The 25,428-nt window shown below is 66.0% G+C and carries 22 protein-coding genes; 16 read left to right on the top strand and 6 right to left on the bottom strand.

Annotated features, from left to right (window positions below):
- Positions 1-5 precede the first annotated feature (5 nt).
- From AAC640_RS02465 to AAC640_RS02455, 3 genes are read left to right on the top strand one after another with little or no spacing between them, the layout of a single operon-like run.
- Positions 6-800, top strand: a complete 795-nt coding sequence (locus tag AAC640_RS02465) for a VOC family protein (RefSeq protein ID WP_340264489.1) — start codon at positions 6-8, stop codon at positions 798-800.
- Positions 801-811: 11 nt separating this feature from the next.
- Positions 812-1,306: a VOC family protein gene (locus AAC640_RS02460; protein WP_340264488.1), complete on the top strand. Its 495-nt coding sequence runs from the start codon at positions 812-814 to the stop codon at positions 1,304-1,306.
- A complete protein-coding gene (locus tag AAC640_RS02455) occupies positions 1,303-1,770 on the top strand; it encodes an SRPBCC domain-containing protein (RefSeq protein WP_340264487.1) in 468 nt (155 codons plus the stop codon). The genes AAC640_RS02460 and AAC640_RS02455 overlap by 4 nt, the downstream gene beginning before the upstream one ends.
- A 45-nt stretch (positions 1,771-1,815) precedes the next feature.
- On the opposite strand, the gene AAC640_RS02450 is transcribed toward AAC640_RS02455, so the two are convergent.
- The gene (locus AAC640_RS02450; protein ID WP_340264486.1) at positions 1,816-2,982 is read right to left on the bottom strand and encodes a pyridoxal phosphate-dependent aminotransferase; all 1,167 of its coding nucleotides are present in this window, start codon (positions 2,980-2,982) and stop codon (positions 1,816-1,818) included.
- Between the two features lie 173 nt (positions 2,983-3,155).
- Here AAC640_RS02450 and ptsP point away from each other — a divergent pair, with 173 nt between their 5' ends.
- The 9 genes from ptsP (at position 3,156) to AAC640_RS02405 (ending at position 14,315) form a co-directional block, all read left to right on the top strand.
- Entirely contained in the window at positions 3,156-5,432 is a 2,277-nt protein-coding gene (gene ptsP, locus AAC640_RS02445; protein WP_340264485.1) for a phosphoenolpyruvate--protein phosphotransferase, read from the top strand.
- A 90-nt stretch (positions 5,433-5,522) separates the two neighbouring features.
- Positions 5,523-6,485, top strand: coding sequence for a helix-turn-helix domain-containing protein (locus AAC640_RS02440; protein ID WP_340264484.1), 963 nt, complete (start codon positions 5,523-5,525; stop codon positions 6,483-6,485).
- 111 nt (positions 6,486-6,596) lie between these two features.
- On the top strand, positions 6,597-7,511 hold the full coding sequence (locus AAC640_RS02435; RefSeq protein ID WP_340264483.1) for a hypothetical protein: 915 nt from the start codon (positions 6,597-6,599) through the stop codon (positions 7,509-7,511).
- Positions 7,512-7,517: 6 nt separating this feature from the next.
- Positions 7,518-8,498: a tRNA lysidine(34) synthetase TilS gene (tilS, locus tag AAC640_RS02430; RefSeq protein WP_340264482.1), complete on the top strand. Its 981-nt coding sequence runs from the start codon at positions 7,518-7,520 to the stop codon at positions 8,496-8,498.
- Positions 8,499-8,597: 99 nt separating this feature from the next.
- Positions 8,598-8,789 (top strand): hypothetical protein, encoded by a 192-nt coding sequence (locus tag AAC640_RS02425; RefSeq protein WP_340264481.1) that lies wholly within the window; start codon positions 8,598-8,600, stop codon positions 8,787-8,789.
- A gap of 75 nt (positions 8,790-8,864) precedes the next feature.
- Positions 8,865-10,814: an ATP-dependent zinc metalloprotease FtsH gene (gene ftsH, locus AAC640_RS02420; protein ID WP_340264480.1), complete on the top strand. Its 1,950-nt coding sequence runs from the start codon at positions 8,865-8,867 to the stop codon at positions 10,812-10,814.
- A gap of 259 nt (positions 10,815-11,073) precedes the next feature.
- Positions 11,074-12,531, top strand: a complete 1,458-nt coding sequence (gene guaB / locus AAC640_RS02415; RefSeq protein ID WP_340264479.1) for an IMP dehydrogenase — start codon at positions 11,074-11,076, stop codon at positions 12,529-12,531.
- Between the two features lie 12 nt (positions 12,532-12,543).
- Entirely contained in the window at positions 12,544-13,719 is a 1,176-nt protein-coding gene (locus AAC640_RS02410; RefSeq protein ID WP_340264478.1) for an RsmB/NOP family class I SAM-dependent RNA methyltransferase, read from the top strand.
- A gap of 77 nt (positions 13,720-13,796) precedes the next feature.
- Positions 13,797-14,315 (top strand): tetratricopeptide repeat protein, encoded by a 519-nt coding sequence (locus AAC640_RS02405; RefSeq protein ID WP_340264477.1) that lies wholly within the window; start codon positions 13,797-13,799, stop codon positions 14,313-14,315.
- Between the two features lie 795 nt (positions 14,316-15,110).
- On the opposite strand, the gene rsmA is transcribed toward AAC640_RS02405, so the two are convergent.
- The 4 genes from rsmA to AAC640_RS02385 all read right to left on the bottom strand — a co-directional run bounded on the left by rsmA (position 15,111) and on the right by AAC640_RS02385 (position 20,621).
- The gene (gene rsmA, locus AAC640_RS02400) at positions 15,111-15,953 is read right to left on the bottom strand and encodes a 16S rRNA (adenine(1518)-N(6)/adenine(1519)-N(6))-dimethyltransferase RsmA (protein WP_340264476.1); all 843 of its coding nucleotides are present in this window, start codon (positions 15,951-15,953) and stop codon (positions 15,111-15,113) included.
- Complete coding sequence (gene pdxA, locus AAC640_RS02395) at positions 15,943-16,980, bottom strand: 4-hydroxythreonine-4-phosphate dehydrogenase PdxA (RefSeq protein WP_340264475.1); 1,038 nt, start codon at positions 16,978-16,980, stop codon at positions 15,943-15,945. Before pdxA ends, rsmA begins: the two co-directional genes overlap by 11 nt.
- Positions 16,958-18,343 (bottom strand): peptidylprolyl isomerase, encoded by a 1,386-nt coding sequence (locus AAC640_RS02390; RefSeq protein WP_340264474.1) that lies wholly within the window; start codon positions 18,341-18,343, stop codon positions 16,958-16,960. The genes pdxA and AAC640_RS02390 overlap by 23 nt, the downstream gene beginning before the upstream one ends.
- Before the next feature lie 100 nt (positions 18,344-18,443).
- Positions 18,444-20,621, bottom strand: a complete 2,178-nt coding sequence (locus tag AAC640_RS02385) for an LPS-assembly protein LptD (RefSeq protein ID WP_340264875.1) — start codon at positions 20,619-20,621, stop codon at positions 18,444-18,446.
- Positions 20,622-20,887: 266 nt separating this feature from the next.
- On the opposite strand from AAC640_RS02385, the gene AAC640_RS02380 reads away from it, so the two are divergent.
- From AAC640_RS02380 to ndk, 3 genes are all read left to right on the top strand, one after another.
- Positions 20,888-22,333 (top strand): leucyl aminopeptidase, encoded by a 1,446-nt coding sequence (locus tag AAC640_RS02380; RefSeq protein WP_340264473.1) that lies wholly within the window; start codon positions 20,888-20,890, stop codon positions 22,331-22,333.
- 78 nt (positions 22,334-22,411) lie between these two features.
- The gene (locus AAC640_RS02375) at positions 22,412-22,849 is read left to right on the top strand and encodes a DNA polymerase III subunit chi (RefSeq protein WP_340264472.1); all 438 of its coding nucleotides are present in this window, start codon (positions 22,412-22,414) and stop codon (positions 22,847-22,849) included.
- A 92-nt stretch (positions 22,850-22,941) separates the two neighbouring features.
- On the top strand, positions 22,942-23,364 hold the full coding sequence (gene ndk / locus AAC640_RS02370; protein WP_340264471.1) for a nucleoside-diphosphate kinase: 423 nt from the start codon (positions 22,942-22,944) through the stop codon (positions 23,362-23,364).
- A gap of 413 nt (positions 23,365-23,777) precedes the next feature.
- On the opposite strand, the gene AAC640_RS02365 is transcribed toward ndk, so the two are convergent.
- Positions 23,778-24,452, bottom strand: a complete 675-nt coding sequence (locus AAC640_RS02365) for a glutathione S-transferase family protein (RefSeq protein WP_340264470.1) — start codon at positions 24,450-24,452, stop codon at positions 23,778-23,780.
- Between the two features lie 163 nt (positions 24,453-24,615).
- Between AAC640_RS02365 and AAC640_RS02360 the strand changes: the two genes are divergently transcribed.
- Positions 24,616-25,407 carry a sulfite exporter TauE/SafE family protein gene (locus AAC640_RS02360; protein ID WP_340264469.1) on the top strand — a complete coding sequence of 264 codons (792 nt, stop codon included), beginning with the start codon at positions 24,616-24,618 and terminating at the stop codon, positions 25,405-25,407.
- Positions 25,408-25,428 lie beyond the last annotated feature (21 nt).

Below are 25,428 nucleotides of genomic sequence, written 5' to 3'. Positions count from 1 at the left end.
AAAAGATGACCGATCTGAATGGCAAATTCTTCTGGTATGAACTGATGACCAGCGATCCGGCGGCGGCGCTGGCTTTTTACGGCGATGTCGTCGGCTGGACCGCGCAGGCCTTTGGCGGAGAGCATGACTATCAGGTGATCTCGGGCAGCGCGGGGCCGCTGGGCGGCGTCATGGCTATCCCGGCCGAAGCCAAGGCATGCGGCATGCGGCCCTGGTGGGGTGGCTATATCGGATCGGCCGATGTCGATGCCGATGCCCAGCGGTTGAGCGCGGCCGGCGGCAGCATCAAACGCGCGCCGGAGGATATTCCGGGCGTCGGGCGCTTCGCGGTGATGACCGATCCTGGCGGCGCCGTCTTCATGCTGCTCAAAGGGTCGAGCCCCGAGGGCATGGAGCCGGCCCCGCCGATGGCCAAGGGGCATGTCGGCTGGCATGAACTGTATAGTGGCGATTTCAGCGCTGATCTCGCCTTCTACACATCGCAATTCGGATGGGGCACGGGCGAGGCGATGGATATGGGCGAGATGGGCAAATATCAGCTCTTCTCGCTGTCGGGCGCGACCGATTTCCACGCCATGAGCGGCGGCATCATGCCGCGACCCAAGGAAGTGCCGATGCCGCTATGGCTATTTTATTTTGCGGTGCCCGATATCGACCTGGCGAAGGACAAGGTGGAGTCGGGCGGCGGCATGGTGCTGAACGGACCCATGGAGGTGCCGGGCGGTGCCTGGATCATCCAGGCGGCCGACCCGCAGGGCGCGATGTTCGCCCTGGTCGGCATGCGTCCGGGCCAGCAGTAAGGAGAGGATCAATGTCGAAGATTTCACCCTGCCTGTGGTTCAACGGGCAGGCGGAGGAAGCCGCGCGCTTCTATGTCTCCATCTTTGGCGACGGGTCGGTCGACGCCGTCAGCCATTATCCCGAAGGGTCGCCGGCGCCGGGGCCGTTCAAGGCGGGTGACGTGCTGGTGGTGGAGTTCACGCTGTTCGGGCAAAGCTATCAGGCGCTGAATGGCGGGCCGGAATTCGGCTTCACCGAAGCGTTGTCGCTGTCCGTTTCGTGCAAGGACCAGGCGGAACTCGACCGCTATTTCGACGCGCTGACCGCCGATGGCGGCTCGCCGGGCCCGTGCGGCTGGCTCAAGGACAAATATGGCCTGTCCTGGCAGCTGGTGTCGCAGGAGATCATGGACCTTTACAAGACCGGCAACGGGCCCGCCATCCAGCGGATGATGGCGGTGATGATGACCATGCAGAAGCTGGACCTCGGCCGGATGAAGGCCGCATTTGAAGGAGAGGCGCAATGAGCGGCGCGGAACATGAACTGTCGGTCAGCTGCCACATCGCGGCGCCACGGGACATTGCGTGGAAAGTGTGGACGGACCTCAAGGACCAGTGGTTCTGTCCCAAGCCCTGGCGCGCGGAGGTGATCGAGGAGGATCTGCGCCCCGGCGGGCGCAGCGCGGTGCGGATGTTCGGCCCTGACGGCGAGGATACCGGCCCGATGGAAGGCATCATCCTGGAAGTGGTGCCCGGCGAGCGGGTGGTGGCGACGGACGCCTATGCGGTGGGCTGGATGCCGCAGCCGCCGTTCATGACGTCGATCTGGAGCTTTGCCGACGAGGGCGAGGGGACGCGCTTTACCGCGACGGCGCGGCACTGGGATGCCGAAGCGCGCAAGCGCCACGAGGATATGGGCTTCCATCCGGGATGGGACCAGATGGCCGAACAGTTCAAGACCTTGTGCGAGACGTCGGCGGCGACCGCCTGAGGTATATCCCCCCCATGCCCGGCATGGGGGGGATTTTCGCCATGGTCAGGCCTTCATCACCTTGTCCACGGCCGCGCGGAACTTGGCCATGTCGTCGGCCGAGCCGACCGTCACGCGCGATACGGTGGGCCAGATCGGCCAGGCACGGCCGATCTGTATCTTTTCCGGCGTGGCCAGCATGGCGGCCTGCATGTCCTTGGCCGGCTTTTTCCAGTCCATCATGAACATGTTCGCCTGGCTGCCCGGCTGTACGGGGACGCCTTTCTTCATCAGCCAGGCGATGGTTTCCTCGCGATTGGCGATCATCTCCTGCCGCCGCGCCTTGATGAGAGCGGCTTCGGGATAGACCGCGTTCCCGCAGGCCATCGCCGTGATCGACAATCCGCCCGCCGTCGGACCGAAGAGCATGATACGCTTTTGCACCTCGGCATCGGCGAAGGTGAGGCCCAGGCGCACACCCGCCATGCCGAACAGCTTCGAGAAGGTTCGCATGACAATGATGTCCTTGCGATTCCCGATCAGGCTGACGGCGCTCGGCGCTCCGGAAAAATGGAGATAGGCTTCGTCGACCAGCAGCATGGCGTCGGCCGGCTTGTTGTCGAGCAGCCATTTGATGTCGGCGAGCGGCGTGATCGTGCCGGTGGGGTTGTTGGGCGAGCAGATATAATAGAGGCCCGCGTTGGGATTGGCGGCCAGCATGGCTTTCACGTCATGGCCCTTGCCGATTGTCTGGGGCGCCTTGGCGATGGGAGCCTTGACATAGTCGGCGGTGCGCCACGCGGATTCAAAGGTCGGATCGGCGGTCACGAGGCCCTTGGTAGGCGAGCAGTAAGCCGCGACGGCGCTGACCAGCGCGCCGCCCGAACCCGGCCATACCATCACCTGCTCTTCCGCAATGCCCTCTACCTTGGCGACGGTGGTGACGAGGTCGCCGCGATAATTGTCCGGATCATACCAGTTGCCGACCGAACCGGCCTTGGCGATCGCCTCCACCCCGGACGGGAAGGGGCCGGTCCAGCATTCATTGGCGCCGATGCGTACCGCGCCCTTGACGCCGCGCGCGGCCTGCTGCTGTGCGAAGGCGGGCTGCAGCAGCAGCGACTGCGCGGCGGCGCCCGCGCTCACCAAGGCCGCCACCCTGCCGATCTGGCGACGGGAATATCCGCGATCCATAAGGTCTTCGCGGGCATGCGTTTCCAACATCATGGTCATGTCGTCTGTCCCCTAGTTTCACCAACCGCATATGTTTCCGACTGGCGAGACGAAGCAGCCGGCCGTTTCCGCAATATGTCCGATGCCCTTTTATCAGATTTCTTGAGATTGAAGCGTGATTAACCCCGACTGCCCCTTGGAAAGCAGGCCCGCGATCTGATAGCGCATATAACATGCCCAGCACGCCCGCCGCCGCCGCCCGACAGATACTCGTCCGCTTGCAGGAGGTGATGGCCGCCAGGACCAGCGCCCAGGCGAAGCTGAACAAGGTTGTCGAGATCATCGGCGAATCCCTGTCGAGCGAGGTCTGCTCCATCTATCTGGTGCGCGAAGGCGTGCTGGAACTGTTCGCGACCCGGGGCCTGAAGCAGGAAGCGGTCCACGTCACCCGCATGGCGATGGGCGAGGGGCTCGTCGGCCTGATCGCGACCAATGTGGAGACGCTGAACCTCGACGAGGCGGCGTCGCATCCCGACTACAGCTATCGCCCCGAAACCGGCGAGGAACTGTTCCACAGCTTTGCCGGCGTGCCGATCGTGCGGCGGGAGCGGGCGATCGGGGTGCTGTGCGTCCAGCATGTCGAGCCGCGCCGCTATGAGGAAGTGGAGATCGAGGCGCTGCAGACCGTCGCGATGGTGCTGGCCGAACTGATCGCGCATGCCGAACTGGCGGACGACGGGCCGGCGGATTCGCGGGTGCAGGATACGGGCACGATCGCGCTCAACGGCCTGCAACTGGTGATGGGCATGGCGCGCGGCCATGCGGTGTTTCACCAGCCGCGCATTCATGTCGAGCATACGATGGCCGAAGATACCGAGGCCGAGCGGCAGCGCGTCATTTCCGCGTTCACCAAGATGCGCGAGCAGATCGACCGCATGACCGGGGCGGCGGAATTCGGCATGGAGGGGGAGCATCAGGAGGTGCTCGAAACCTACAAGATGTTCGCCTATGACGAAGGCTGGGCCCGGCGGATCAACGAGGCGATCGACAGCGGCCTTACCGCCGAGGCGGCGATCGAGCGGGTGCAGCAGCGCACGCGGATGCGGATGCGGCAGATCGACGACCCGCTGTTGCAGGACCGGATGCACGACCTGGAGGATCTGGCCAACCGGCTGCTGCGGATCGTGTCCGGGCAGCTGGGGACCGCGGCGCAGCTGGGCCTGCGGCAGGACGCCATACTGATCGCGCGCAATCTTGGCCCGGCGGAGCTGCTGGAATATGACAGGCGGCGGCTCAAGGGCGTGATCCTGGAGGAAGGGTCGCTGACCGCCCATGTCACCATCGTCGCGCGGGCCATGGGCGTGCCGGTGCTTGGCCGCGTGCGCGACATTCGCCATCAGGTGAACGAAGGCGACCTCATCCTGATGGATGTCAGCGCCAATGCCGTGCTCATTCGCCCGACCGCCGACATGGACGAGGCGTTCGAAAACAAGTTGCATGTGACGCAGAAGCGCCGCGCCGAATTCGCCGCGATGCGCGACCTGCCTTCGGTGACCACGGATGGCCAGCGCATCGAACTGATGGTCAATGCCGGCCTGCGCGAGGACGCGCAGGCGCTGGACCTGGTCGGCGCCGACGGGATCGGCCTGTTTCGCACCGAATTCCAGTTCCTGGTGTCGGCCACGCTGCCGCAGCGCGAAAAGCAGCAGCGGCTCTACAAGGATGTGCTGGACGCGGCGGGCGACCGGCCGGTCATCTTCCGCACGGTCGACATCGGCGGCGACAAGGCGCTGCCCTATATGCAGCGGGGCGAGGACGAGGAACTGGAGGACAACCCGGCGATGGGCTGGCGCGCGCTGCGCCTGGCGCTGGATCGCGACGGCCTGATGAAGGCGCAGGCGCGCGCGCTGCTGGAAGCGTCGGCGGGCAAGGTGCTCAACATCATGTTCCCGATGGTGTCCGAACCCTGGGAATATGAGCAGGCGCGCGCGCTCGTCGAGCACCAGCGGGAATGGCTCGTCTCGCAGAAGAAGAAACTGCCGGTCGCGATCCGCTATGGCGCGATGCTGGAGGTGCCGGCGCTCGCCGAGGTGCTCGACCTGCTGCTGCCCCGGCTCGATTTCCTGTCGATCGGCACCAACGACCTGACCCAGTTCCTGTTCGCTGCCGACCGCGCGCATCCCCGGCTGGCGGAGCGCTATGACTGGCTGAGCATCGCCATCCTGCGCTTCCTCGACCGGGTGGTGCGGACCTGCGACGCCTACAAGGTGCCGGTAGGGGTGTGTGGCGAGATGGGCGGGCGGACGCTGGAAGCCATGGCGCTGATCGGCCTGGGCGTGCGGCGGCTGTCGATCACTCCCGCATCGGTCGGGCCGGTCAAGGCCATGATCCGGATGATCGATGTCGCGGCGTTGCAGCAGCGGATGCGCACGTTGCTGGACGACGGCGTCGTCGACATTCGCGCCGCGCTGGTCGAATGGGCGCGCGAGCGCGGGATTGAACTGAATTGAACCTGTTAGGGCGGCTGTCATGCCAGGCGTGGCGTTGACAATCCCCGTCCCGGAATGAGACAAGGCCGGCACCAAAGGTCGCGGAGCAGCATGGCAGATCAACCTGAACTGGAAGCCGGCGCGACGCCGCCGGAAACGCAGCCCCTGACACCCGGCGCAAAGCTGCGCGCCGCGCGTGAGGCGCAGGGCCTGTCGATACAGGATGTGGCGACGCGCACCCGCATCGCCCAGCGTCAGCTGGAGGCGATCGAGCGCGACGATTATGACGCCTTGCCAGGCATTCCCTACGCGGTGGGCTTCGCGCGCGCCTATGCCCGTGCCGTCGATGTGGACGAGGTCGCCATCGCCGCCGACGTGCGTCATGCGGTGCATCATTCGCAGCTGGGCACGAACCGCTACGAAGCGTTCGAACCGGCGGACCCGGCGCGGGTGCCCTCGCGCCTGCTGGCCTGGACGGCGGCGGCCATCGTCATCATCCTGGTCGCGGCCTTCACCGTGTGGCGCACGCAATTGCTGACGCCGCCCACCGGCGAGGAAATCGCCGCGCGGGAAGAGGCGAAGCCCGCCGCAGCCGTCGCGCCGCGCGCAACGGGTGCGCGCCCGGCCGCCGCTGCCGTGGCGCAGGCGGTGGTGTTCACCGCCAATGACGATGTCTGGCTGCGTATCTATGACGAGGCCGGCGAACGGTTGAAGGACGGCCTTATGAAGAAGGGGGAGAGCTTCGCCCTGCCGGCCACCGCGCGCAACCCGATGATCCTGACCGGCCGGCCGCAGGCGCTGACGGTGACAGTGGGCGGCAAGCCGGTGCCGCCGCTGGGCGCGCCTGATCGCACCATTGCCGACGTGCCGGTTTCGGCCGAAGCCCTGCTTGCCCGCGCCGCGCCGGCCACTGCCCCGTCCGCGCCGGCGGCCGCGCCCACCAGGCCGGCCCGCGCCGCGCCACAGCCAGCGCCGCAACCCGCGCCCGGGGCCCTGTCTCCGCCGGCGGCGGCGACTCCCGCGCCCGCCGCGTCCCCCGCACCGGCGAGCACGACAGCGCCGGTCGCTGACTGAGGCGCCGCGCCTTTTGGCCCCTTGAGCCATGCCACGTCCCGCTTTACGGCGGCGATTATCGCCTTATGGTTAAGGTGGAGATGAGTTTTCTGCTCCAAGTCGGGGAATAGCATGCGTCAGGTCTTGTTTGCGACTACCGCCCTGTTGCTGGGGGCGCCGATGCTGATCGCGCACGCGCCGTCGGCGGCCGCCCAGAATGTGGCGCTGGACGTGCGGGTCGATCGGCTGGAAAAGGAAATGCGCGCGGTGCAGCGCAAGGTTTTCCCGGCTGGCACCCCGCTGGAGGCGGAAATCACCAAGCCCGCCGTCCCGGCGGTTGCGCCGGGCACGCCTTCGTCCGCGCCGATCGCCGATCTGACGGCGCGCGTCGCCGCGGTGGAATCGCAGCTGGCATCGATGACCGGACAGGTGGAGGAGAACAGCTTCAAGATCCGCCAGCTCCAGGAAGCGTTCGACAAGTACAAGGCCGAGGCGCAGAGCCGGGCCGAGGTAGCGGTGCCGCCCGCCGTCACACCCAACGCCCCGGCCGAGGCGACGGCATCGACAGCGCACCGATCGACACCGGCAACCAGCGGCAGCGGCGGCAGCGCGGCGCGCAAAACGGCGGTGGCGGCGATCGAGCGTCCGTCGACGGGCGATGCCGCCGCCGACGCCTATACGTATGGCTATCGCCTGTGGGACGCCAAATTCTATCCCGAAGCGCAGGCACAGTTGAAGGCGACGGTCGACAAATATGGGGATGCATCGGTCGGCAGCCGCGCGGCCAACCTGTTGGGCCGCGCCTATCTGGACGACGGCAAGCCGGCGCTGGCATCGGTCGCCTTCTACGAAAATTACCAGAAGCGGCCCAAGGGCGACCGCGCCGCCGAAAGCCTTGCCTGGCTGGGCGAGGCGCTGATCCAGCTCAAGAAACCCGCTGACGCCTGCAAGGTCTATGCGGAACTGGAGCAGGTCTATGGCGCCGGCCTGTCCGCCAGCCAGCGCGGCATGATGGACAAGGGCCGCGCCAGAGCCAAGTGCAGCTAAGGGTGCATGGCGGCGGCTGACCCGCCCGCGCCCGATCTGGCGGCGCATCTGGCGCGGAGCGTCGCTGCGCTGGCCGGGGATGGCCCGAAGCAGCGGTTCGGTGTGGCCGTGTCCGGCGGGCCGGACAGCATGGCGCTGCTTGACCTTGCCGCCGCTGCCTTTCCGGGGCGCGTGGAGGCCGCGACCGTCGACCATGGGCTGCGGCCCGCGTCGGCGGAAGAGGCGGCCATGGTCGCGCAATGGTGCGCCGCGCAGTCCATTCCGCACGTGATCCTGCATCCCGCAGGGCCGGTGGAGGGCAATATTCAGCACTGGGCGCGCGCGCAGCGTTATGCGCTGCTGGCCGCATGGCGCGGGGAGCGGCGGATCGACTGGATTTTCACCGCGCATCATGCCGACGATCAGCTGGAAACGATGCTGATGCGGCTCAATCGCGGGGCGGGCGTCAACGGCCTTGCCGGCATTCGCGCGCGGCAGGGACATGTGCTGCGGCCGCTGCTCGCGACACGGCGGGCTGAGTTGCTGGCCCATGCCGAGCGTCGCGGCCTGCCCTATGTAGAGGACCCGTCCAACCGTGACCTTCGGTTCGATCGCGCCGCGATCCGCGCCCGGCTGCGGAGCGAGACCTGGCTCGACGCGCAGTCAGCGGCGCGAAGCGCGCGGGCGCTGGCCGAGGCGGAAGAGGCGCTCGACTGGATAGTCGAGGGGCTGGAGGCGCGGCATGTGCGGGCCGAAGGTTCCGCCTGGCTGATCGACCGCACCGACTTGCCGCGCGAGTTGCTGCGGCGCCTGCTGTTGCGGGTGATGGCCCGGATCGACCGCCAGGCGCCCGCGCCGAGAGGGGAGTCGCTCGACCGCGCGATTCTAGTGGCGGGCGAGGGGGGGAAGACGAGCCTTGGCAACGTGCTGCTGCAGGGGGGCGAGCGATGGCTTGTAGCGCCCGCTCCTCCCAGGAAGGGGTCGTTACGGAAAGGTTCCACGGATTGACGCGTCTGGATCACGGCCTGCCGAATTGTTGCGATGCGGTGAGCTTTCCTTAACGGGCTTCATGCTTAATAAGCCCGACCTCGAACCGGGAAGATCACTATGTTTGAATTTGCGGCGCTGAGCTATGGCCTGCTTGCCAGCGTTATCCTTTCGGCGGCGCAACGTAACCGGAAAATGGCCCGCCCCCATCCGCCAATGCTGCTTTATGCCGGTTATCTGCTGTGCGGACTGTCCGCCGGCGTCGCGGTGATCCTGGCCTATATCGCCCTGTCGCAATTTGTCGGCGGCTGAACGCCTGTCGCGCTGCTGCGCCAGCTTGCGATTTTGCCGCGGCATCCTATCTTGCGCGGTGAAAGAGAGTGCTGAATGAACGACGAGAAGGACCCGCAGGGTAATCCCTGGATCAAGAGCGCCATGATTTGGGCGGGCGTGATCGTCGCCCTGCTGCTCTTTGTCTCTATGTTCGACAGCCGCACCGCTTCGCAGGCGGGCAGTGGCATTGCCTATTCCGAGTTCCGGTCGAAGGTGCAGGAAGGGCAGGTCAAGGATGTCGCCATCGCGACCGACAAGATCACCGGCACGCTGACGAGCGGGCAGCGGTTCAACACGGTGCCGGTCAATGATCCGGGCCTGACCGGCCTGCTGGACGACTATAACGTCAAATATTCCGGGCAGAGCGAGGAGCAGCCGAGCTTCTGGATGATCCTGATCTACCAGTCTCTGCCATTCCTGCTGATCCTGGGCATCGCCTTTTTCGTGCTGCGCCAGATGCAGAAAGGCGGCGGCGCGGGCGGCGCGATGGGCTTTGGCAAATCGAAGGCCAAGCTGCTCACCGAAAAGCACGGCAAAGTGACGTTCGATGATGTCGCCGGCATCGACGAGGCGCGCGAGGAATTGCAGGAAATCGTCGAATTCCTGAAGGATCCGAGCAAGTTCGCACGGCTGGGCGGCAAGATTCCCAAGGGCGCGCTGCTGGTCGGTTCGCCCGGCACCGGCAAGACGCTGCTCGCTCGCGCGATCGCGGGCGAGGCGGGTGTACCCTTCTTCACCATTTCGGGTTCCGACTTTGTCGAGATGTTCGTCGGCGTCGGCGCGAGCCGCGTGCGCGACATGTTCGAGCAGGCCAAGAAGAACGCGCCCTGCATCGTCTTCATCGACGAAATCGATGCGGTCGGCCGCCATCGTGGCGCGGGTCTGGGCAACGGCAATGACGAGCGCGAGCAGACGCTGAACCAGCTGCTGGTCGAAATGGACGGGTTCGAGGCGAATGAGGGCATCATCATCGTCGCGGCGACCAACCGCCCCGACGTGCTGGACCCCGCGCTGCTGCGTCCGGGCCGGTTCGACCGCCAGGTCGTGGTGCCGCGCCCCGACATCGAAGGCCGCGAGAAGATCCTGGCCGTGCACATGAAGAAGGTGCCGCTGGCGCCGGACGTCAATCCGCGCACCATTGCGCGCGGCACGCCGGGTTTCTCGGGCGCCGACCTCGCCAATCTCGTCAACGAAGCCGCCCTGATGGCGGCCCGTCGCGGCAAGCGTCTGGTCGCGATGGACGAGTTCGAGGCGGCGAAGGACAAGGTCATGATGGGCAGCGAACGCCGCTCCATGGTCATGACCGACGATGAAAAGAAGATGACCGCCTATCATGAGGCGGGCCATGCCATCGTCGCGGTCCATGAACCGGCGTCCGACCCCATCCACAAGGCGACGATCATCCCGCGCGGCCGTGCGCTGGGCATGGTGATGCGCCTGCCCGAGCGCGACAGCTACAGCTATCACCGTGACAAGATGCACGCCAACATGGCCGTCGCCATGGGCGGGCGCGTGGCGGAAGAGATCATCTTCGGTCATGACAAGGTGTCGAGCGGCGCGTCCGGCGACATCCAATATGCGACCAAGCTGGCCCGCGACATGGTGACGCAATGGGGGATGTCGGAAAAGCTCGGTCCGCTCCAATATGAGGAGCAGCAGGGCGAGACCTTCCTCGGTTATTCGCAGAGTCAGCGCGTCCATATGTCGGACGAGACGGCCAAGCTGATCGACAGCGAAATCCGTGGTCTTGTCGAGCAGGGCTATGCCCGCGCACAGGAGATCCTGAACAGTCATGAAGACCAGTTGCACCTGCTGGCCAACGCCATGCTGGAATATGAGACGCTGAGCGGCGACGAGATCAAGACGCTGCTCGACAAGGGCGAGATCACTCGGGACGACGGCACCACGATCAAGCCGTCGACCATGCCGGCGGCGGGGTCGTCCATCCCGCGGACCCGCAAGCGCAAGGGACCTTTCGGGGAGCCTTCGCCAGCCGGGATCTGAAGTGCGTCAGAAAGAATGAAAAAAGGGCGTGGCGGGTGCCGCGCCCTTTTTTTCATGGCTTGGGTTTCCTTTCAGTGCAGGCAACCCTGATGCTCTGCCATCTGAATCGGCGGACTGATCGCGCGGACGCACGGCGCCTTCCGCGCGCCAGCGAAGAAAATGCGATCCAAGGTCTGGCCGTATTGCTGGTTAATGGTTACATGGGCCGCCACGAATCCCAGCGGGCCCCGCAGGCTCGCACAGCAGAAAGTGGCTTCACATGGATATCCGCCTAGGCCTCACCTTTGACGACGTGCTGTTGCAGCCCGCCGAATCCGATGTGTTGCCGAGCCAAGCCGATACCAGCACCCATGTGACCAAGGCAATCAAGCTCAACATCCCGATCCTTTCGTCCGCCATGGATACGGTGACGGAAGCCGACATGGCGATCGTCATGGCGCAGCTGGGCGGCATCGGCGTGCTGCACCGCAACCTGTCGGTCGAAGAGCAGGCAGCGGCGGTGCGGGCGGTCAAGCGCTTCGAAAGCGGCATGGTGGTCAATCCCATCACCATCACGCCCAATGCGACGCTGGCCGACGCGCAGACGCTGATGGCCCGCCACAGGATCAGCGGCATTCCAGTGGTCGAGGCATCGGGCAAGCTGGTGGGCATCGTCACCAATCGCGACGTGCGCTTCGCGGAAAACCCCGCGCAGCCCGTAAGGGAATTGATGACGAGGGATAATCTGGCAACGGTCAAGGTCGGCGTCGGCCAGGACGAGGCGATGCGCCTGCTGCACCAGCGCCGGATCGAAAAGCTGCTGGTGGTGGACGAGCATTATCATTGCGTCGGGCTCATCACCGTCAAGGACATTGAAAAGGCCGTTACCTACCCGCAGGCGACGAAGGATGGGTCCGGCCGTCTGCGCGTCGCTGCCGCCACCACCGTCGGCGACAAGGGGCTGGAGCGCAGCGAGGCGCTGATCGACGCGGAATGCGACCTGATCGTCATCGACACCGCGCATGGCCACAGCCGGCAGGTCGCCGTCGCGGTCGAGGCGGTGAAGCGCCTGTCCAACCATGTCCAGGTCGTCGCCGGCAATGTCGCCACGGCCGAAGCGACCAAGGCGCTGATCGACGCGGGTGCGGATTGCGTGAAGGTCGGCATCGGGCCCGGATCCATCTGCACGACGCGCGTCGTCGCGGGCGTGGGCGTGCCCCAGCTGACCGCCGTCATGGACGCCGCCAATGAAGCGGCGAAGCAGGGGGTACCGGTGATCGCCGACGGCGGCCTGCGTACATCGGGCGACCTGGCCAAGGCACTGGCGGCGGGAGCCGGGTGCGTCATGGTGGGGTCGCTTCTGGCCGGCACCGCCGAGGCGCCGGGCGAAACCTTCCTCTATCAGGGCCGCGCCTACAAAAGCTATCGCGGCATGGGCAGCGTCGGCGCGATGGCGCGCGGGTCCGCCGACCGCTACTTCCAGGCGGACATCAAGGACCAGATGAAGCTGGTGCCCGAAGGCATTGAGGGCCAGGTGCCGTTCAAGGGCCCGGCCAAGGATGTCATCCACCAGCTGGTGGGCGGCGTGAAGGCGGCCATGGGCTATACCGGCAGCCGCACGATCAAGGATCTGCAGCAGCGGGCCCGCTTCGTCCAGATCACCAATGCGGGCCTGTCCGAAAGCCATGTCCATGACGTGACGATCACGCGGGAAGCGCCCAATTACCCCACGCGCTGAGCACGGCGCGGCATGACGCCCGCCGCCCGCGTGCAGGCCGCGATCGAGTTGGTCGACGCCATCATCGCGTCCGCGCGCGACGGCGGTCCGGCGGCGGACACGCTGATCGCGCGCTATTTCAAGGAACGCCGCTACGCCGGATCGCGCGATCGGCGGGCGGTGCGCGACCATGTCTATGACGCGGTGCGCCGGGCGGCAGAGCGCCCCGAGAGCGGCCGTGCCGCCATGATCGGCCTCGCCCGGGAGCGGCCGGAGCTTGGCGCGCTGTTCGACGGATCGGTCCATGGGCCGCCGCCGATCGCGCCCGGTGAGGCAGAGGCCTTGCCGGGCAGCGTTCCTGGCTGGCTGGAGCCACTGCTCGCCGCGCCGGTCGAGCAGGATGCGCTGCTGGGACGCGCGCCGGTCGATCTGCGGGTCAATCGGTTGAAGGCGTTGCCGGACGCGGTAGCCCCGCTGTTCCCCGAAGCCGTTCGCATCGCCGGACTGCCGGATGCGCTGCGCCTGCCCGAGGGCTGGCCGGTCGAGCAGAGCGACCCCTGGAAACACGGGCGGGTGGAGGTGCAGGATGCCGGAAGCCAGCTGATCTCTGCCGCCTGCGGCGCGCAGCCGGGCATGACCGTCATCGACCTGTGCGCCGGGGCCGGGGGCAAGACGCTGGCGCTGGCGGCGGCGATGGCGGGGCGAGGAACGCTGATCGCCGCCGACACGATCCGCTCGCGGCTGGCGCGGCTCGACCCTCGCGCCGTTCGCGCGGGCGCGACCTTCATCGAAACGCTGCTGCTCGATCAGGGGCATGAGGCGGGCGCGCTGGAGAGTCTCAACGGCCGCGCGGATGTCGTGCTGGTCGACGCGCCCTGTTCGGGCACGGGCACCTGGCGGCGCAATCCCGAGGCGCGCTGGCGGCTCAACCCGGCGCGGCTCGACCGGCTGGTGCGCGAACAGGCCCGCATCCTGGATTTCGCCGCGCCGCTGCTGGCGCCCGGCGGCGTGCTGGTCTACGCTACCTGCGCGCTGACCGACAGGGAGGGACGGGATCAGGTGGAGGACTTCCTCGCACGGCATCCGCGCTGGACGGCCGATCCGGTCGCGATGGCGGCGGGACGGCCGCATGGGCCAGGACGGCTGCTGACGCCGGGCCATGATGCGACGGACGGCTTCTATTTCGCCCGTCTAAAAGCGCCCGCGTGAAAGAGGCGATGGACAAGCCCCTGCGAAATGGTGACACTGGCCCGGAATCAACGCCTGAAACATGGCTGGAGTTGTGCATGCGTTTTACCCCTGCTTCGATCGCCCTGGCCGTCGTCCTTACTACCGTTTCCAGCGTCGGTCTGACCCAGCGCCCGGACACGCAGATTTCGCCGCTGTCGGTCGAATGGCAGCAGGCGGGCGCCGCCGCGCGCAAGGCCGGCAACTATCAGGCAGCGACCGATGCGCTGGAAACCGCGCTGTCGGTCGACCCGCGCAATCGCGGCGCCTATGTCGAACTCGCGCAGGTGGCGCGGGCGCAGGGCTTGCAGGGCAAGGCGATCCGCCTGTATCGCGAGGCGCTGCTGCTGGACCCGACCGACGTCAACGCGCTGGTCGGTCAGGGCGAAGCGATGGTGGAAAAGGGCGCCATTGCCAAGGCGCGCGAGACTCTCGCCCAGGCCAAGAGCCTCTGCAAGACGGACTGCGCCGCTGTCGGCAAGCTCGCCGCGGCGATCGAAAAAGGGCCGCCGTCGACGGTGCTGAGCGCGAAGGATGGGGTCGCGGTCCCGAAGGCCGCGACGACAGAGACGCCGTAAGACTGGCGGTCTTGCAGACCTGACATCGTCGAGCGACCATCGTTGTGGATGGCGAGGCGATGGCGCCATCGGGCTGAGCGAGGCGGCGGCTTGCGACCGGTTCTTGCCGTCGCGTTAGCATCCGAGCATATCTTATTGCGGACGGTTTGTATCATGATAGCGTGCGCGGATGAACATTTGGCGGATAATCTGCTTGGCGGCTTCCGCTATAGGTTTGGCGACACAGCTTTCGGCTCAGACACCTCCGCCCCAAGAGGACTTAAGCGACCAGATCATCACCGGAGCATGGGGCGATCCGGCGAAGTGTAATTTCACGAACGCCACACCCATCACGTTCATGGACGCGGCGCGAGATGGAGGAGCAGCGAACGGAGCCTGTGTTTCGATCACAGCATATTGGAAAGGCGGAGCGATCTACGCCACCGAAACCGATGCGGACCTGTCTAAATCTGTCGTGACACCTAGGTTGAAGGATAAGCGCGTTGGCATCTACGCAGACGAACGCACCTTTCAGAATGCTCCCCGGCGACCGAAACCCTTCACCGTCATCGGATCCTACGCCTCCTGTAAGACCTAGTGGTCCGGCGCAATGATGGTGCTCGGGTACTGTCATTTCTCAGATGGGCCGTTCTTGAAGGTCTCGCAAACCCGGCCCGCTCACCGACGCGATGTCCGCTAATTGATTTCCCCAACCGGAACCCAACAGTCTCCTACCCACCCTTTCGGGTCATACATGCCTTCGCCCGGATGACGGCATGGCATTTCCTCCCGTCCATCCCAACCCAGCGCCTTGCCTCAGGTCTGCCCCAACACCCGCGCGACGTTCACGAACTCTTCGACGCTGAGGGTTTCCGCCCGACGCTGGGGATCGATGCCCACCACGTCCAGCGCGTCGAGCGCGCCGGGCAGGCCCTTGAGGCTTTGGCGCAGCATCTTGCGGCGCTGGCCGAAGGCGGCGGCGGTAAGGCGTTCGAGATGCTTGAGCTGCACGCCTTCGGGCGCGGGCCGGGGGGTGATGTGGACGACAGCCGACATCACCTTGGGCGGCGGGGTGAAGGCGCTGCGGTGGACTTTCATCGCGATGCGCGCCTCGCCGCGCCATTGGGCGAGGACGGCGAGCCGGCCATAATGGTCGCCGCCCGGCCTGGCGACGATCCGTTCGGCCACTTCCATCTGGAACATGAGGGTGAGGGACGACCACCAGGGCAGGGGAACCCAGTCCGCCGACAGCCAGCCGATCAGCAGCGCGGTGCCGACATTATAGGGGAGGTTGGCAATGATGTGCGCGCCCTCGCCGGCTTCGGAGCGGGCGTCGACCTGCATCGCGTCGCCGGAGATGACGCGCAGCTGTCCGGGGAAAGCTTCCGCCAGCTGGGACAGGGCGGGCAGGCAGCGATGGTCGCGCTCGACCGCTACGAGCCGCGCCCCGGCGCGCAGGATGGCGCGGGTGAGGCCGCCGGGGCCGGGGCCGACCTCGAATGCGGGCCGGTCCCGCAGCGTGCCGGGTATCGCGGCGATGCGATCCAGCAACTGCTCGTCCAGCAGGAAGTTCTGGCCCAGCGCCTTGCTCGCCTGCAGCCCGTGCGCGGCGATCACCTCACGCAGCGGCGGTAGCGAAGGTCGGTTTTCAGCCGTCATGCGTCAGGCGGGCGCGTGCGGCTTCGGCAGCCATCTTGAGCGCCGCCATCATCGCGCCGGGATTGGCGCTGTCGGTGCCGGCTATGCCGAAGGCGGTGCCATGGTCGGGCGAGGTGCGCACGACCGGCAGGCCCAGCGTGATGTTGACGCCTTCATCGAAATGCAGCGTCTTGAGGGGGATGAGCGCCTGATCGTGATACATGCACAGCACCGCGTCATAGGTTTCGCGCGCGCGGGCATGGAACAGCCCGTCAGCAGACAGCGGGCCGACAATGTCCATCCCTTCGTCCCGCAAGGAGTCCACGGCAGGCCGGATGACATCCACCTCTTCGCGGCCGAGCGCGCCGCCTTCGCCCGCATGGGGGTTGAGGCCGGCAACCATGATGCGGGGACGCGCGATGCCGAAATTGCGCTGCAAGCCCTTGACCGTGGTGAGCGCGCGGGCGCGGATCAGATCGACGGTGAGGACCGATGGCACGTCCGCCAGCGGGATGTGAACGGTGACCGGCACAACCTTGAGCGAGGGGCCGGCCAGCATCATCACCGCATTGTGCGGCGCCACGCCGCAGCGTTCGGCGACGAATTCCGTCTGGCCCGGATGGGTGAAGCCGACGCCGTAGAGCTGTTCCTTGCCCACCGGAGCAGTGACGATGCCGGCGGCCGATCCGGCGCGTGCCAGGCCCACGGCGACTTCGAGCGCCTCGAAAGCGGTGCGGGCGCCATCCATGCTGGGCACGCCGGGCACGATTTCTCCCGCTTCGGCGATCTGAAGGCAGGGAAGCGCCGTGTCGAAGACCGCCGTTGCTTCCTGCGGTGTCGCGATCCGCTGGATCGGGCCGGCCCACACTGCGCGCAGCGAGGCGGCATCGCCCACCGCGAAGAAGCAAGGCAGGCCGCGCGCGGCGCGCATGACCCAGCTTTTCGCCACGATTTCCGGCCCGATCCCCGCCGGATCACCCAGCGTCACCGCGAAAGGCCGCAAGTCCGGCCGGGACGCGGCCGGGTCAATTATAGTCGATGACGGCATCGCGGCGAAGATCGCGCAGATAGATGCGCGCGCGCTTGTTGACCCGTTCTTCCTCAAGCTGGGCCATGATCTGTTCGGGATTGGGCGCGGCGGCGGATGACGCATCGTCGCGGCCGCAGACGACAAGCACGCGCACGCCATCCTTGATCGAACCGAAGGGCGGGGTAGCTTCGCCGACCTGCAGGTTCAGCAGGATGTCCTGCAACTGCGGCGGCAGGTCGCGGACCTTGACATTGTCATTGTCGACCACGTCGGCGCCCATCTTGCCGCCGATCTCATTGGCCTGGCCGCAACCCTTGATCGCCTTGGCCTGCGCAGCGAAGGCGGCCGCCTTTGCGCTCGCCTGCTCCTTCGTCGTGCCTTCCGGGAAGCTGACCGACAGCTGCTTGAGGCTCAGCAAGGCGTCGCGCGGATCGGCGGTCAGCACCTTGCGCTTGTCCATCACGTAGATCAGCGACATGCCGCCGGGCACCGGGATGGGACCGGCGATCTGGCCGACCTGCATTTGGGTCGCTGCCTTGGCCAGTTCGTCGGGCAACTGGGCAGGGCGCACCCAGCCCAGGTCACCGCCTACCGCGGCGGTCGATGCTTCGGAAAACTGCCGCGCATAGGCGGCGAAGCTGCCGCCCTGCTTGATCTGTTCGATGATGTTGCGCGCGTTGGCGGCGATCTGTGCCTGGTTTTCCGGGGTAGCCGACAGATAGATTTCGCCGATGCGGAATTCTTCGCTGCCCTTCGCGGCGTTCATCCGGTCGACCACCGACTTGACCTCGTCCGCCGACACATTGACGAAGGGCTGGATGTTGCGACGGAGCAGGCGGCTCCAGGCCAGTTCACCCTCGATCTGGCGCTTGATGCTGGCGGGCGCGCTGCCCTGGCTGCGCAGATACTGGTCGAACTGGGCGGGCGACTGGTGGAAATTGGCCGCGACCCGCTCATAGCTCTGGTCGATTTCCGCCGGGTCGACCTTGATGTCGTGGGCGGCCGCTTCCTGGATTTGGAGCGTTTCGTCGATCAGGTTGCGAAGCACCTGGACGCGCAGCCGCTCCTTTTCATCCGGCGAGACCTTGCCACCATTGGCGGTGATGATGAGCGCCAGGCGCTGGTCGACATCGGTGCCGGTGATGATGCGGCCGTTGACGATCGCCGTCGCCTTGCGCACGTTGGGATCGCTCTTGCCAAAGATCGTGACGTCCTTGGGCAGATTCAGCTGCTGCGTCGCGACCTTGTCGTCATCGTCAACCGTCTGCGCGGCGAGGTGCGTGACGCTCGACCCCAGCAGGATCGAGGACAGGAGCAGGGCGTGCACACCGGCGCGAACGGAACGACAGAGGCGGGAAGACGGGGAAACGACAGGCTGCATCGTCGGCTAAACTCTCCAATACGGTACGGCGCGTGATGCGCCGGTCCGCCTTAACCGGTCCTGAGCGGCCAGGACCGGCCCTGATCGGGAAGGCTGATCCTTATATGCCGATATTGCGAAAAGCCAGCCGTAGTTGGAAGCTGTTGCCCTTTCGCGCATCCCCGGCGGCGAGATAGTCGCGGCGCCAGGTGAAGCCCAGCGTCAGGCAGTCATCCTCATAGGCTATCCCCAGCCGATGGCGCACGGGCTCATAGCCATCGGCGGCGCTCAGCGGATCTTCCTTCTTGTCGGTCAGGTCGATGACGGTCGATCCGAACACCGACCAGAAGCGTGCGAACTGCACCCGGCCGCCCAGCCGCAGTTCCTCGCGATCGCGCAGATCCTCCAGCCCCGCCGCGGCGTTGCGGTTGAGCTTGAGATAGCCAACCATCGCATAGGTCTTGCGGCTGCCGATGGTGGCGTCGATTTCGTTACGCCGGATCGCGAGGCCGTCCTTGTCCAGGCGGAAGCGGTGCGTCAGGCTGACGAAATCCTTGTAGCGCACGGTGGTGCGGCCGACGATGTCCGACAGCCGGTCGGACAGGCCGGTGCCGTCGGGCAGGATGCTTTCGCGATTGTTGAGCCGGTAGCTCTGGCCGATAACCGATTCCAGCGAGAAGTCGGGCAGCGACAGGCTATATTCCAGGCCATAGGTGATGCGGGTCGAATCTTCGAACCGGTCGTAGCCCGCGAAACGGTTGAGCGCGAAGAGGTTGCTGTCCTCCAGGTCGATCGCTCGCGCGTCTTCATTGGGGACGGACAGGTTGGCGAGCCTGGGCGCCGCGACGATCTGAACGCGCGGGGCGATCCGCTGTACCCCGCCGAATGCCTCGCCGATGAAGGGCCAGCGCACGTCGATGGCGGCGGCCGCGATGCCGCGCGCCTGCCAGCCCGGATTGCCGGCATAGCCGGTGATGTCATTCAGCAGATTGTCGCTGCTGTGGTAGATGTCGCCGCGCAGATAGGTGGTGAAATTCACCTCCTGTCCCATGCCGGTCAGCTTGCGCAGGTTCCATTCGAAGGCAGCGAAGGCGCGCTGCGTGTCCTGACCCTGTGTGCGGGTGATGGCGAGCGTATTCGCCTGAAGCTGGATGCGCCCGCCCAGCAGCGGGTCGGCCAGGCGCAGCCGATAGTCGATGACAGGCAGCGCGATCGGCGTGCGCCCCTGCGAATCGCCCAGGCGCAGGGTCTGGACCGCCCATCCGGCGATCGAGAAATAGCTGTTTTCGCCGATCCGCTGCGCGCCGATGGTCGAGCGCAGCCGGTCATCCCGGTTGATGTCGTAGCGGCGCAGGAAGGTGCGGTCGCTGGCCACGCGGATCGACCCGTTGATGCTCCATTCCGGCGTCAACTGCATGGCGCCGCTGGCATCCAGATAGCCGCGAAAGTCCTTCTGCGAATTGGCCGCTATGCCGGTCGTGTCGGTGCCCGGGTCGAGGCGGCTGCCGTGCGTCACGTAGCCGGTGACCTGATAGGCGCCGCGATCCCAGCGATGGCGGAAACTGGCCTGTAGCATCGGCAGCGTGTCGGAATAGACGTGCGGCGTGATCGTCAGGTCGCGATTGGGCGCCAGCTTGATATAATAGGGCAGCGCGACTTCAAGCCCGTTGGTGCGGTTGTAGCGCAGGTCGGGCACCAGCAAACCCGTGCCGCCATTGTCACCCACCGGATGGGAGAAGCCGGGCAGCGGGATCAGCGGCAAGCCGAACAGTTCGACGCTGGCGTTGCGATATCTTACCCGGGCGCGGACCGGATCATAGACGACCTTGACCGCCTTGATCTGCCAGGTCGGCTCCTTGGGGCAGCCATCGCTGTCCTCGACCTGGCAGCCGGTATAGGCGGCCTTGTGCAGTGTGTAGACGCCGTTGACGCGCTGACCCGAGACGGCAGCGAGGCGGCCGCCGGACTGCAGCACCAGCAGCATATTTTCGACCGTGCCGTCTTTCAACGTATCGGTCACCTGGAACCGGTCGCCATAGGCGATATTGCCTTCCGGATCAGTGGCCGAGACATTGCCCCGGGCCTCGACCTGGCCGGTGGTGCGGTTCCATACCACCTTGTCGGCGCGCAGCCGGTTGCCTTCGCGCAGCAGTTGCACATTGCCGGTGGCGGTCACGATTTCCGAATTGCTGTCATATTCCAGCGCGTCGGCGGCGAAGCCAATCTGCTCATCGCTGGCCGGCACGGGCGCGTCGGGCGCGCTGACCGGACGCTGGGGCGTCTGGAGTTCCTGGGCCATGGCAGGGGCGGCAGCGACGATGCAGGCAAGGGCGGCGCCGGCACAGAGCAGATGTTTAAGACGCAGGGGGGACGCTGTGAGCAAGGGATCGGGCCTCTTCAAGGGCGCTTTGTTGCCCGCCTATCGCATTGCTTTGCCAGCGCCGCAATCATTCGTCAGCCCCTTTTGTCGGAAATCGGCCGAACGGCTTTGCCAGAATGGACAATGAACATTATCTGACAAAGGACGGTCCTCCCCCTAATCAAGACAAGGAAGAAGAGCCCTTGATGGAAATCGCGTTCAGCCCGGTGCGTCCCGACGCCGACACTCTGGTCTTTGCCGTTCCCAAGGGCGGCTTCGATGCCCTGCCGCTTTCCGCGGCGCCGACGCTGGCAGCCGGCGCGCAGGCGGCCCGCTTCACGGGTGAGGGGGGCAGCAGCTTTGAAAGCTTTGTGGAAGAAGGCGGCAAGGTGCTGCGCGTTGTTCTGGTGGGCACCGGGGCGGGCAGCGAGAATGATTTCGAGCGCGCGGGCGCGGCGCTGACCGCCAAGCTGCTGACGAGCGGCGCGGCCCACGCGGCGGTCGAATTCTTTGGCGGCGCGTCCGGCGAGAATGCGGCGCGCCTTGCCGCCGGGGCGCAACTGCGAGCCTGGCGCATCGACACCTACCGCACTCGCCAGCCGGAAAAGGCCAAGCCTACGCTCACGAAGATCACGCTGGTTGCCAATGGCGCGGAAGCGGCGTGGGAACGGTTGTCCGCTGTCGCACAGGGCGTGGCCTTCACCCGCGAGCTGGTCTCCGAGCCGGCGAATATCCTCTACCCCGAAAGCTTTGTCGAACGGTGCCGTCATCTGGAAGGGCTGGGCATCAAGCTGACGGTGCTGGACAAGGCGGCGATGGCGGAACTGGGCATGGGCGCGCTGCTCGGCGTGGCGCAGGGCTCGGTGCGCGAACCGCGCCTGCTGGCGATGGAATGGGACGGCACGGGCGGGCTGGCCGACAAGCCGGTCGTCTTCGTCGGCAAGGGCGTGACCTTCGACACCGGCGGCATTTCGCTGAAGCCCGGCGCCGGCATGGAAGACATGAAGTGGGACATGGGCGGCGCTGGAGCGGTCGCGGGCGCGATGAAGGCGCTGGCAACGCGCAAGGCCAAGGCGCGCGTGGTCGGCATCTGCGGCCTTGTCGAGAACATGCCCGACGGCAATGCACAGCGGCCGGGCGACATCGTGACCTCCATGTCCGGGCAGACGATCGAAGTCATCAACACCGACGCCGAGGGGCGGCTCGTGCTGTGCGACGTCATCACCTGGGCGCAGAAGACCTATGCGCCCGAGGTTATCATCGACCTTGCGACGCTGACCGGCGCCATGATCGTCGCGCTGGGCGATCAATATGCCGGCCTTTTCGCCAATGATGAAGGCCTCGCAGAGGACCTGATCGCGGCGGGCAAGGCCTGTGGCGACCAGCTGTGGCGCTTCCCGCTGTCGGATGCATACAACAAGCTGATCGACAGCCCGATCGCCGACATGAAGAATATGGGCGCGCGCTATGCCGGATCCATCACCGCCGCGCAGTTCATCAAGCGGTTCGTCGACGATGGCGTCAAATGGGCGCATCTGGATATTGCCGGCATGGTCTGGGCCGACAAACCCGGTGCCACCTGGGACAAGGGCGCGACCGGCTATGGCGTGCGGCTGATCGACCGGCTGGTGACGGACAGGTTCGAGAAATAAGGGAAGCCCTGCCGCTGTTCGCGCCGTTTGAACGAGACGGGTCTCGTCCGAACGGCGGGAACAGGGTAGGGATCAATGATGCAGGTCGATTTCTATCAGCTGAGCCGCGACCCGGTCGAACAGGTTTTGCCCGCCATAGCCGGACGCGTGCTGGCGCTGGGCGAGCGGCTGCTGGTGGTGGCGCGGGATGGCGCGCAGCTTGACCGCATATCCGCTGGCCTGTGGGCGGGGCCGCCTGAAAGCTTCCTTGCCCACGGCCGGGCCGGGGAGGGGCGGGAATCCCTTCAGCCGGTGCTGCTCGCGTCGGATTGCGTCGCTGCCAACGGCGCGCGTCATATCGCGCTGGCCGACGGCCTGTGGCGCGAGGATGCGCTGGCGTTTGAGCGCGCCTTCTATTTTTTCGACGCCTCTTCCATCGATGATGCCCGCGACAACTGGCGGGCGCTGGCCAAGCGGGACGGCGTCAGTCCGCGCTTCTGGCGGCAGGATGGTCGCAAATGGGTGCAAGGCCCCTGAAGCGCGGCTGGCCGACGCCCCTTGCGGTGCCGAACGGCCCGGTCTAAAGGGCGCGCCATTCCAATTCCAACAATTCGGAGCTTTTGAGCCTCATGGCCGTCACCCGCACCTTTTCGATCATCAAGCCCGACGCGACTCGTCGCAACCTGACGGGCGCCGTGACCAAGAAGCTGGAGGAAGCGGGCCTGCGGGTCGTCGCGTCCAAGCGCATCCGCATGAGCCGCGAGCAGGCCGAAGGCTTTTACGCCGTTCACAAGGAACGCCCTTTCTTCGCCGATCTGGTTGCCTTCATGATTTCCGGCCCGGTCGTCGTCCAGGTGCTGGAAGGCGAGGACGCCGTGAAGCGCAACCGCGACATCATGGGCGCCACCAACCCCGCCAATGCCGACGAAGGCACGATCCGCAAGGAATATGCCGAGTCGATCGAAGCCAATTCGGTCCATGGTTCCGACAGCGACGAAAATGCGGCGATCGAGATCGCCTATTTCTTCAAGGCCGACGAAATCGTCGGCTGACGGGCGGGTTCGTTCAAAAAAAGGGCCGGGGATGAAAATCCGCCGGCCTTTTTTGTTTGGCATCGTGGGTGAGGAACGGAAAGGCGGCTTTTAGCTCGCGAGCGGGATAAGCGGACATAGCTAATCGGACCATGCGGGTCATTGAATGTGAAAGGGCCTGGAAGATCGAGATTTCGTTCTTCGAGAAAAGGCAGCGAGCCCGCTTATAGCTATCGCTTTTACCAGTTCCGTGCGCGCGACGGTCATTGCTAACAGGAGCGCCTGTACTCCGTCGATCCCACGCGTGTGGCGTTTCCTCTCGCCTTTCCCAGTCGATCGTTCACTGGAAACCTATTCTCCGGCTGGTTGAACCGATGGAGGGTAAAAGCGGTGCCATTGGTCCCTTCCTGACCAATCAAAGTCCGGCAATGGTTTCATCCGAACTGCGGCGGTGTTTCGAATCGGTCGATCACCCATTCCTCCGCCTGCGCGCCGCCGATCCATTCCTGCATCCAGGGATGGGCGATCACGGCCTGCATATAGGCCTGCGCGAAGCGGGCCACGGGCAACTGGTAGGTGATGAAGCGGGTGACCACCGGCGCGAACATGACGTCGGCCGCGCCGAAGGCGCCGAACAGGAATTCGCCGTCGCCGCCATGGCGCGCCCGCGCCTGAGCCCAGAGTTCCATGATCCGGCCGATATCCTGCGCGACCGCCTCTGAAGGGGGGACCGCGTCGTAGATCTGGCGGATGTTCATACTGTGCTCGCGGCGAAGCGCCGCGAAGCTGCTGTGCATTTCGGCGGCCATCGACCGCGCCATCGCGCGCGCGGCGGGATCGGCCGGCCAGAATTTGTCGCCGCCCGCTTTCTCATTGAGATATTCGATGATCGCCAGGCTGTCCCAGACGACGATGTCATCGCCATCCCACAGAATCGGCACCTTGCCGGACGAGGGGGCGAATTCGTCGCCTTCGCGCCGCTTTTCCCACGCTTCGTCGTAGAGCGGCACGACCACTTCCTCAAACGGAAGGCCGGAAAGCTTGCAGGCCAGCCACCCCCGCAGCGACCAGCTCGAATAGGCCTTGTTGCCAATGAACAGCTTCATCATGCGTCCTCCTTAGCCGCTCGCGCGTGGGGAAGTCGAGAGCCGCGCCGCGCATCTCCAGCAGGCAAATATAATCAACGCAGTTGACAAAAGCGGCCGGTGAGGCTGGATGCGGCGGCCGCTGGCGGATAAGCTGTCAGTCGGGACGGTTGCGGGAAGGGCATATATGGATTGGCTGCATGCGTTCGCAGGCCTGTTCGTCGGATTGATGGTGGGCATGACCGGCGTGGGCGGCGGATCCCTGATGGCGCCCATCCTCATCCTGCTGTTCGGCGTGGCGCCTGCCACGGCGGTCGGCACGGACCTGTGGTTCGCATCGATCACCAAAGCCGTTGGCGGCGTCATTCACCACCGGCATGGCGGCCCGGACGGCGGCCCGGACTATACGGTCGTGAAGCGCCTCTGCCTGGGCAGCCTGCCGGCCGCGCTGATCACGTTGCTGGTCCTGTCCCAGGCGCATGTCTCGCAGATCAAGGGCGGGATCGTCACCACCGCGCTCGGTTGCGTGCTGATCGGCACTGCCTTCGCCACGCTGCTGCGGGGACGGTTTCACCGCTGGGCACTGGCGCGCAGGGTGAGCACGGCCGACCGTTTCACACGAGTCCAGCCTGCGCTGACCGTGGTGGCGGGTGCGTTGCTGGGCGTCATGGTGACGCTGACGTCCGTCGGCGCGGGCGCGATCGGCGCCACGTTGCTGCTGGCGCTCTATCCGCTGCGGATGCGGATGCAGCGACTGGTCGCGACCGACATCGTCCACGCCGTGCCGCTGACGCTGGTGGCGGGGCTGGGCCATTTGTGGATCGGCAATGTCAACCCGATGCTGCTGGTAAACCTGCTGGCGGGATCGTTGCCGGGCATCATCATAGGATCGCTGCTGGCGACGCGCATTTCCGAAAACACGCTGCGGCCCGTGCTGGCGCTGGTGCTGCTGGTTGTGGGATGGCGTCTCATCGCCTGAACCGGCGGTCAACTCAGGCCT

Origin of the sequence: Sphingobium mellinum (assembly GCF_037860795.1) — a bacterium.
Lineage (GTDB): Bacteria > Pseudomonadota > Alphaproteobacteria > Sphingomonadales > Sphingomonadaceae > Sphingobium > Sphingobium mellinum.
This window is presented reverse-complemented; position numbering and strand designations above follow the sequence as displayed.

Coding starts and splice junctions, on each gene's coding strand:
- AAC640_RS02465 (WP_340264489.1), top strand. CDS start 6: ATGACCGATCTGAATGGCAAATTCTTCTGGTATGAACTGATGACCAGC.
- AAC640_RS02460 (WP_340264488.1), top strand. CDS start 812: ATGTCGAAGATTTCACCCTGCCTGTGGTTCAACGGGCAGGCGGAGGAA.
- AAC640_RS02455 (WP_340264487.1), top strand. CDS start 1,303: ATGAGCGGCGCGGAACATGAACTGTCGGTCAGCTGCCACATCGCGGCG.
- AAC640_RS02450 (WP_340264486.1), bottom strand. CDS start 2,982: ATGACCATGATGTTGGAAACGCATGCCCGCGAAGACCTTATGGATCGC.
- ptsP (WP_340264485.1), top strand. CDS start 3,156: ATGCCCAGCACGCCCGCCGCCGCCGCCCGACAGATACTCGTCCGCTTG.
- AAC640_RS02440 (WP_340264484.1), top strand. CDS start 5,523: ATGGCAGATCAACCTGAACTGGAAGCCGGCGCGACGCCGCCGGAAACG.
- AAC640_RS02435 (WP_340264483.1), top strand. CDS start 6,597: ATGCGTCAGGTCTTGTTTGCGACTACCGCCCTGTTGCTGGGGGCGCCG.
- tilS (WP_340264482.1), top strand. CDS start 7,518: ATGGCGGCGGCTGACCCGCCCGCGCCCGATCTGGCGGCGCATCTGGCG.
- AAC640_RS02425 (WP_340264481.1), top strand. CDS start 8,598: ATGTTTGAATTTGCGGCGCTGAGCTATGGCCTGCTTGCCAGCGTTATC.
- ftsH (WP_340264480.1), top strand. CDS start 8,865: ATGAACGACGAGAAGGACCCGCAGGGTAATCCCTGGATCAAGAGCGCC.
- guaB (WP_340264479.1), top strand. CDS start 11,074: ATGGATATCCGCCTAGGCCTCACCTTTGACGACGTGCTGTTGCAGCCC.
- AAC640_RS02410 (WP_340264478.1), top strand. CDS start 12,544: ATGACGCCCGCCGCCCGCGTGCAGGCCGCGATCGAGTTGGTCGACGCC.
- AAC640_RS02405 (WP_340264477.1), top strand. CDS start 13,797: ATGCGTTTTACCCCTGCTTCGATCGCCCTGGCCGTCGTCCTTACTACC.
- rsmA (WP_340264476.1), bottom strand. CDS start 15,953: ATGACGGCTGAAAACCGACCTTCGCTACCGCCGCTGCGTGAGGTGATC.
- pdxA (WP_340264475.1), bottom strand. CDS start 16,980: ATGCCGTCATCGACTATAATTGACCCGGCCGCGTCCCGGCCGGACTTG.
- AAC640_RS02390 (WP_340264474.1), bottom strand. CDS start 18,343: ATGCAGCCTGTCGTTTCCCCGTCTTCCCGCCTCTGTCGTTCCGTTCGC.
- AAC640_RS02385 (WP_340264875.1), bottom strand. CDS start 20,621: ATGGCCCAGGAACTCCAGACGCCCCAGCGTCCGGTCAGCGCGCCCGAC.
- AAC640_RS02380 (WP_340264473.1), top strand. CDS start 20,888: ATGGAAATCGCGTTCAGCCCGGTGCGTCCCGACGCCGACACTCTGGTC.
- AAC640_RS02375 (WP_340264472.1), top strand. CDS start 22,412: ATGCAGGTCGATTTCTATCAGCTGAGCCGCGACCCGGTCGAACAGGTT.
- ndk (WP_340264471.1), top strand. CDS start 22,942: ATGGCCGTCACCCGCACCTTTTCGATCATCAAGCCCGACGCGACTCGT.
- AAC640_RS02365 (WP_340264470.1), bottom strand. CDS start 24,452: ATGATGAAGCTGTTCATTGGCAACAAGGCCTATTCGAGCTGGTCGCTG.
- AAC640_RS02360 (WP_340264469.1), top strand. CDS start 24,616: ATGGATTGGCTGCATGCGTTCGCAGGCCTGTTCGTCGGATTGATGGTG.